This window comes from Kitasatospora sp. NPDC057518, assembly GCF_042802075.1.
In the GTDB taxonomy this organism is placed as follows: Bacteria; Actinomycetota; Actinomycetes; order Streptomycetales; family Streptomycetaceae; genus Kitasatospora.
The window spans coordinates 1-6,770 of the sequence record NZ_JBHVEU010000473.1; the positions used below are offsets into that span (position 1 = coordinate 1).

Below are 6,770 nucleotides of genomic sequence, written 5' to 3' on the forward strand. Positions count from 1 at the left end.
GCCGGGGCGCCCACCGCGGACGGCCCGGTACCCCGCGCGGGGTGCCGGGCCTTCCGGGTGGGGTCAGAGCTTGCCAGCCGCCTCGGCGCGCAGGTCACGGCGCAGTTCCTTGGGCAGCGAGAAGGTCAGGTGCTCCTCGGCGGTCTTGACCGTCTCGACCGTGTCGTAACCGCGCGTGGCCAGGAACTCCAGCACGCCGTCGACCAGGATCTCCGGCACCGAGGCGCCGCTGGTCAGGCCGACCGTGGTGACGCCCTCCAGCCACTCCTCGCGGATCTCCTCGGCGAAGTCCACCAGGTGGGCGGCCTTGGCGCCGTACTCCAGGCCGACCTCGACCAGGCGGACGGAGTTGGAGGAGTTCTTGGAGCCGACCACGATCAGCAGGTCGGTCTCCGGGGCCAGCTGCTTGACCGCGACCTGGCGGTTCTGGGTGGCGTAGCAGATGTCGTCGCTGGGCGGGCTGACCAGCCCCGGGAAGCGCTTCTTCAGCTCGCCGACGGTGGCCATGGTCTCGTCCACGGACAGGGTGGTCTGGGACAGCCAGACGACCTTGGACTCGTCCCGGACCTGCACGTTGGCGACGTCCTCGGCACCGTCCACCAGGTGGATCCGGTCCGGGGCCTCGCCCATGGTGCCGATGACCTCCTCGTGGCCCTCGTGGCCCACCAGCAGGATGTCGAAGCCCTCGTCGGCGAAGCGCACGGCCTCCTTGTGCACCTTGGTGACCAGCGGGCAGGTCGCGTCGATGGTGGCCAGCCGGCCGGCCCGCGCCTCGTCGTGGACGGCCGGGGCGACGCCGTGCGCGGAGAAGACGACGATCGAGCCCTCGGGCACCTCCTCCGTCTCGTCGACGAAGATCGCGCCCTTCTTCTCCAGGGTCTGCACCACGTACTTGTTGTGGACGATCTGCTTGCGGACGTAGATGGGCGCCCCGTACTGCTCCAGGGCCTTCTCCACGGCGATCACGGCGCGGTCGACTCCCGCGCAGTAGCCCCGGGGGGCGGCGAGCAGGACACGGCGCTGCGCGGTCTTGGACATGGCTCCATCGTACGGGCGGCCGCGAGCGGTGCCCGCCCGCCGGGCGACCGGCGCGAAGCCGCGCCGACGGCGGACACATTCCGTGCAGACCCGGTCAATAGCGCTCAAAATATGGTGTCTATGAGCTCTGTGAGCGAGCAGGTGACGCCGAGCGGCCTGCGCCGCAGCCTGGGCGTCCGCGATCTGATGGTCTACGGACTGCTGTTCATCGCCCCGATGGCCCCGGTCGGCGTCTTCGGCGTGCTGGACGCCAAGAGCCACGGCGCCGTCGCCACGGTGTACCTGGCCGCGACGGTGGCGATGGGCTTCACCGCCTTCTCGTACGCCCAGATGGTGCGCGCCGTGCCGCAGACCGGCTCGGTGTTCGCCTACGCCCGGGCCGGGCTGGGCGAGGGGCCGGGCTTCATCGCCGGGTGGATGGCGATGCTCGACTACCTCCTGATCCCCGCCGTGGCCTACCTGTTCTCCGGGATCGCGCTGAACTCCCTGGTCCCGGACGTCTCGCGCTGGGTCTGGACGGCGCTCGCGGTGGTGGTGACCACCGCGCTCAACCTGGTCGGGGTGCGGACGGCGGCGGTGGTCGGCTTCGCGGTGCTCGCGATGGAGATCGCGGTGCTGGCGGTGTTCGTGGCCGCGGCCGTGGTGGCGCTGGCCCAGGGCGGGGCCCAGCGCGGCTGGGACACCCCGTTCACCGCCGTCGGGGCCTTCTCGATGACCGCGGTGGTCTCCGCGGTGTCCGTCGCGGTGCTCTCCTACCTGGGCTTCGACGCGATCGCCACCTTCGTGGAGGAGGCGGTCGGCGCCTCGGCGGCGGTGGCCCGGGCGGTGCTCTGGTGCCTGGCGCTGGCCGGGGTGCTGTTCGTCGCCCAGACCTACCTGGCGGCACTGCTGGAGCCGCTGGGCCCGCAGCAGCTGGCCGCCGACCCGGCGGCGCAGGGCTCGGCCTTCTACGACACCGTGGAGAGCGGCGTCGGGCACTGGCTGCACGTGCTGGTGGCGGCCAGCAAGGCGATCGGCGCGGCCTTCGCGGCCCTGGCCGGGCAGGCCGCGGCCGGGCGGCTGGTCTTCGCGATGGGCCGGGAGGGCCGGCTGCCGCGACTGCTCGGCTCGGTCGACCCGGGCAGCGCGGTGCCGCGCCGGGCGCTGCTGGCGGCCGCGGTGATCACGATGGCGGCGGCGGTCTGGGCGGCCGACCGGGACGACGGGCTGGACCAGCTCACCTCGGTGGTCAACGTGGGCGCGCTGACCGCCTTCGCGCTGCTGCACGCCTCGGTGATCGGCTGGTACGCGGTGCGGCACGGCTCGCGGCGGTGGCTGCGGCACGTGGTCGTCCCGGCGCTGGGGATCGCGGTGATCGGGGCGGTGGTGTACGAGGCCTCGACCACCGCGCAGATCGTCGGGCTGGTCTGGCTGGCGGTCGGCCTGGTGGTGCTCGCCGTCCAGGGCGCCGCCCGCGGCGGGGCCGACGGGCGCCGGCCGCCCCGGCTTCCCCGGTGACCGCCGTCGGGCCGCGCGGGGCCGGACACGGTCCCGGCCGGGCCGGCCCGCGGCGACGCGGTCTCGGCCGTGTCGGCCCGCGCCGCTAGCCTCGTACGCATGGCCAACACCAGCTCCCCCGAAGCGCCGCTCCCGGTCGGCAAGGTCTCCGCGCTGATCGGCGGCTGGGTCGACCGGCTCGGCGCGGTCTGGGTGGAGGGGCAGATCACCCAGCTCAGCCGGCGCCCCGGCGCGGGCGTGGTGTTCCTGACCCTGCGCGACCCGCAGGCCGACGTGTCGCTCACGGTGACCTGCTTCCGCTCGGTGTTCGACCAGGTCGCGGAGGTGGTGCAGGAGGGCGCGCGGGTCGTCGTGCACGCCAAGCCGGAGTGGTACGCGGCGCGCGGGCAGCTGTCGCTGCGCGCCTCGGAGATCCGCCCGGTGGGCCTCGGCGAGCTGCTGGCCCGGCTGGAGCAGCTGAAGCGGCGGCTCGCCGGGGAGGGCCTGTTCGCGGCCGAGCGCAAGCGGCCGCTGCCGTTCCTGCCGCAGTGCGTCGGGCTGGTCACCGGGCGCGGCTCGGCCGCCGAGCGGGACGTGCTGGAGAACGCCCGGCGGCGCTGGCCGGCCGTCCGCTTCGAGGTGCGCAACGTCCCGGTGCAGGGGGTCAGCGCGGTGGAGCGGGTGAGCGCGGCGGTGCGGGAGCTGGACGAGCACCCCGAGGTGGACGTGATCATCGTGGCCCGGGGCGGCGGCAGCGTGGAGGACCTGCTGCCGTTCTCGGACGAGGGGCTGGTGCGGCTGGTCGCGGCCGCCCGTACGCCGGTGGTGAGCGCGATCGGGCACGAGCCGGACCAGCCGCTGCTGGACTTCGTGGCCGACCTGCGCGCCTCCACCCCGACCGATGCGGCCAAACGGGTGGTTCCGGACGTCGGCGAGGAGCTGGCCAAGGTCCGTCAGCTGCGCGACCGCGCCCGCCGGCACGTGCTGTCCCGGGTCGACCGCGAGCAGCACGGACTGGACGGGGTGCGCAGCCGCCCGGCGCTGGCCGCCCCGCACCGGATGCTGGACGGGCGCGGGCAGGAGGTGGACGGCCTGCTGGAGCGGGCCCGGCGCACCCTGCGGCACCGGCTGGACCACGCGCAGAGCGACCTCGGCCACACCCTGGCCCGGGTGGTGGCGCTCTCCCCGGCGGCCACCCTGGAGCGCGGCTACGCGGTGCTCCAGCGGGCGGACGGCACGGTGGTGACCGACCCGGCGCAGGTCGCGCCCGGCGAGGGGCTGCACGCCCGGGTGGCGGGCGGCGGCTTCGACGTCACGGCGGCCGACGGAGGCTGACGCTGTCACCCGCACCCCCTACGCTGGCACGCATGGCAGAGCAGCAGGAGCAGCAGGACGCGGCGGCGCCGAACCCGGACGACGCGCTGGGCTACGAGCACGCCCGGGACGCGCTGCTGGACGTCGTCCGGCAGCTGGAGAACGGCGGGACGTCGCTGGAGGAGTCGCTGGCCCTGTGGGAGCGCGGCGAGCAGCTGGCGAAGGTGTGCCAGCGCTGGCTGGACGGCGCCCGGGCCCGGCTGGACGCCGCCCTGGCCGCCGAGGAGGGCGCGGGCCCGGGCGGGGAGTGAGGCAGGTCACATTCGCTTGGGGAATCGTTGAAACTTCACCTATGTTGGATGAAGTGACCGGCTGCGGCCGATCATACCGACGAACCCCCTTTCGCATGAGGTGCAGAAGCATGACCACCGACGCCCTGGTACTCGACGCCGCCGCCCAGGACCTGCTGTTCCGCGAGGCCCGCACCGCGAACACCTTCACCGACGAGCCGGTCACCGAGGAGCAGGTCCAGGCCATCTACGAGCTGGTCAAGTACGGCCCGACCGCCTTCAACCAGCAGCCGCTGCGCGTCGTCCTGGTCCGCTCGGCCGAGGGCCGCGAGCGCCTCGTCCAGCACCTCGCGGACGGCAACAAGGCCAAGACCGCCGCCGCGCCGCTGGTCGCCGTCCTCGCCGCGGACAACGAGTTCCACGAGGAGCTGCCGACCCAGTTCCCGCACTTCCCGCAGGCCAAGGACGTCTTCTTCTCGGAGCGCAGCGTCCGTGAGCAGTCCGCCACGCTGAACGGCGCCCTGCAGGCCGCGTACTTCATCATCGGCGTGCGCGCCGCCGGCCTGGCCGCCGGCCCGATGACCGGCTACGACGCCGAGGGCATCAACAAGGAGTTCTTCGGCGACGGCGAGCACTCGGTGCTGGCCGTGGTCAACATCGGCAAGCCGGGCGACGACGCCTGGTTCCCGCGTTCGCCGCGCCTGGCCTACGACGAGGTCGTCACCACCGTCTGATCCGCCCCGCGCGCAAGGGCCCCGCACCGGTTCGTCCGGTGCGGGGCCCTTCGGCGTCGTCCAGGGTGCTCCGGCGCGTGCCGGGCGGGGTGGAGCGGGGGCGGGCTACTTGAGCGCCTGCGCCAGTTCGGCCAGCTCCTCGTAGGAGGCGGTGCCGGTGAGCAGGGTGGTCCCGGGGCCGGTCTGCACGGTCAGCGCGCGGGCCTTCTCGCCCTGCACGCGCTCCCAGGCGCGGCCGGCCACCTCGGCGGTACCGTCCGGCTTGGCGCCCGTCACGTAGGCGGCCAGCAGGGAGTCGCGCGGCACGTCGCTCTGCTCGACCGCCGCGTACTGGCCGGAGGGGGTCACGAAGCCCAGGTGCCAGGCGTTGCCCCTGCCGTTGTTCTGGTCGGCCGGCTTGTAGCTGACCGAGGTGGCCCGCCACTTGTCGGACAGCCCCTCCGGGGAGAGCACCGGGTACGGCGCCGCACGCCTGGCGGTGGAGGTCTCCACCTTGTACGCGACCTCGTGCACCGGGTCGCCGTTGGCGTCGTGCGGGAGGAACAGGTACCCGATCCAGACGACGAAACCGACCACCAGCATCGACAGGACCATGTCCCGTACGGTCTGCCGGCCCCTCATGCCCTTGTTGTCTGCTGCCACCCCCACATGGTGACTCATCCACATCCCGGGGCGGTCACCAGGGGTATTCACGTCCGGGTGAAACGGGATGAACAGGCGTTTTCCGCCACAGAGCAGCGACCCGCGCCACAGACAGTCATCTCGTGGGCAGATACGATCGCAATACCCTCACCACGGCGTTCGACCTGGCAGTAGTCGGGCGCTCACTGGTCGTCGCGTACAGAGAGGTAACGACGATGTCCACGCAGTACCCGCACCAGCTTCCCAGTGCCCTGGAGGTCGCGCCCGAGGCTCCGGACCGGAACCTCGCGCTCGAACTCGTCCGGGTCACCGAGGCGGCCGCGATGGCCGCCGGCCGGTGGGTCGGCCGGGGTGACAAGAACGGCGCGGACGGCGCCGCCGTGAAGGCGATGCGCACCCTCGTCTCGACCGTCTCGATGAACGGCGTCGTCGTCATCGGCGAAGGCGAGAAGGACGAAGCCCCGATGCTCTACAACGGCGAACGGGTCGGCGACGGCACCGGCGCCGAGTGCGACGTCGCGGTCGACCCGGTGGACGGCACCACGCTGACCGCCAAGGGCATGAACAACGCGGTGGCCGTACTGGCCGTCGCCGACCGCGGCACCATGTTCGACCCCAGCGCCGTGTTCTACATGGACAAGCTGGTGGCCGGACCGGAGGCGGCCGAGTTCGTCGACATCACCGCCCCGGCGGCGGTCAACATCCGCCGGGTCGCCAAGGCCAAGGGCAGCGCCGTCGAGGACGTCACCGTCGTGGTGCTCGACCGCCCGCGCCACGACGGCCTGGTCCGGGAGATCCGCGAGGCGGGCGCCCGGATCAAGTTCATCTCGGACGGCGACGTGGCCGGCGCCATCATGGCCGCCCGCGAGGGCACCGGCGTCGACCTGCTGATGGGCGTCGGCGGCACCCCGGAGGGCATCATCGCGGCCTGCGCGATGAAGTGCATGGGCGGCGTGATCCAGGGCCGGCTGTGGCCCAAGGACGACGCCGAGCGGCAGAAGGCCCTGGACGCCGGCCACGACCTGGACCGGGTGCTCACCACGGACGACCTGGTCAGCGGCGAGAACGTGTTCTTCGTCGCCACCGGCATCACCGACGGCGAGCTGCTGCGCGGCGTGCACTACCGCTCGGAGACCGCCACCACCAGCTCGCTGGTGATGCGCTCCAAGAGCGGCACCATCCGCGAGATCAACTCCACCCACAAGCTCTCGAAGCTGCGGGCGTACAGCGCGATCGACTTCGACCGCGCCAACTGAGCCCGGGTAGGCGGTAGCCC

Annotated in this window: 7 protein-coding genes; 5 read left to right on the plus strand and 2 right to left on the minus strand. The window is 73.0% G+C overall.

Translation table 11 applies throughout. The annotated features are described in order from the left end of the window. Positions 1-63 precede the first annotated feature (63 nt). A complete protein-coding gene (locus tag ACFU7Z_RS33505; RefSeq protein WP_049651726.1) occupies positions 64-1,038 on the minus strand; it encodes a 4-hydroxy-3-methylbut-2-enyl diphosphate reductase in 975 nt (324 codons plus the stop codon). Between the two features lie 120 nt (positions 1,039-1,158). Here ACFU7Z_RS33505 and ACFU7Z_RS33510 point away from each other — a divergent pair, with 120 nt between their 5' ends. The 4 genes from ACFU7Z_RS33510 (at position 1,159) to ACFU7Z_RS33525 (ending at position 4,852) form a co-directional block, all read left to right on the plus strand. Continuing rightward, complete coding sequence (locus ACFU7Z_RS33510; protein WP_380781684.1) at positions 1,159-2,535, plus strand: APC family permease; 1,377 nt, start codon at positions 1,159-1,161, stop codon at positions 2,533-2,535. Positions 2,536-2,634: 99 nt separating this feature from the next. Further along, positions 2,635-3,849 carry an exodeoxyribonuclease VII large subunit gene (gene xseA / locus ACFU7Z_RS33515; RefSeq protein WP_375874164.1) on the plus strand — a complete coding sequence of 405 codons (1,215 nt, stop codon included), beginning with the start codon at positions 2,635-2,637 and terminating at the stop codon, positions 3,847-3,849. Positions 3,850-3,881: 32 nt separating this feature from the next. Continuing rightward, the gene (locus tag ACFU7Z_RS33520; RefSeq protein ID WP_049651723.1) at positions 3,882-4,139 is read left to right on the plus strand and encodes an exodeoxyribonuclease VII small subunit; all 258 of its coding nucleotides are present in this window, start codon (positions 3,882-3,884) and stop codon (positions 4,137-4,139) included. A 110-nt stretch (positions 4,140-4,249) separates the two neighbouring features. Continuing rightward, positions 4,250-4,852, plus strand: a complete 603-nt coding sequence (locus ACFU7Z_RS33525) for a malonic semialdehyde reductase (RefSeq protein ID WP_049651722.1) — start codon at positions 4,250-4,252, stop codon at positions 4,850-4,852. Between the two features lie 105 nt (positions 4,853-4,957). Here ACFU7Z_RS33525 and ACFU7Z_RS33530 read toward each other — a convergent pair whose 3' ends face one another. Then, on the minus strand, positions 4,958-5,494 hold the full coding sequence (locus tag ACFU7Z_RS33530; RefSeq protein WP_310593165.1) for a DUF4245 domain-containing protein: 537 nt from the start codon (positions 5,492-5,494) through the stop codon (positions 4,958-4,960). A gap of 215 nt (positions 5,495-5,709) precedes the next feature. Here ACFU7Z_RS33530 and glpX point away from each other — a divergent pair, with 215 nt between their 5' ends. Next, positions 5,710-6,750, plus strand: coding sequence for a class II fructose-bisphosphatase (gene glpX, locus ACFU7Z_RS33535; protein WP_049651720.1), 1,041 nt, complete (start codon positions 5,710-5,712; stop codon positions 6,748-6,750). Positions 6,751-6,770: the final 20 nt, after the last annotated feature.

Coding starts and splice junctions, on each gene's coding strand:
- ACFU7Z_RS33505 (WP_049651726.1), bottom strand. CDS start 1,038: ATGTCCAAGACCGCGCAGCGCCGTGTCCTGCTCGCCGCCCCCCGGGGC.
- ACFU7Z_RS33510 (WP_380781684.1), top strand. CDS start 1,159: ATGAGCTCTGTGAGCGAGCAGGTGACGCCGAGCGGCCTGCGCCGCAGC.
- xseA (WP_375874164.1), top strand. CDS start 2,635: ATGGCCAACACCAGCTCCCCCGAAGCGCCGCTCCCGGTCGGCAAGGTC.
- ACFU7Z_RS33520 (WP_049651723.1), top strand. CDS start 3,882: ATGGCAGAGCAGCAGGAGCAGCAGGACGCGGCGGCGCCGAACCCGGAC.
- ACFU7Z_RS33525 (WP_049651722.1), top strand. CDS start 4,250: ATGACCACCGACGCCCTGGTACTCGACGCCGCCGCCCAGGACCTGCTG.
- glpX (WP_049651720.1), top strand. CDS start 5,710: ATGTCCACGCAGTACCCGCACCAGCTTCCCAGTGCCCTGGAGGTCGCG.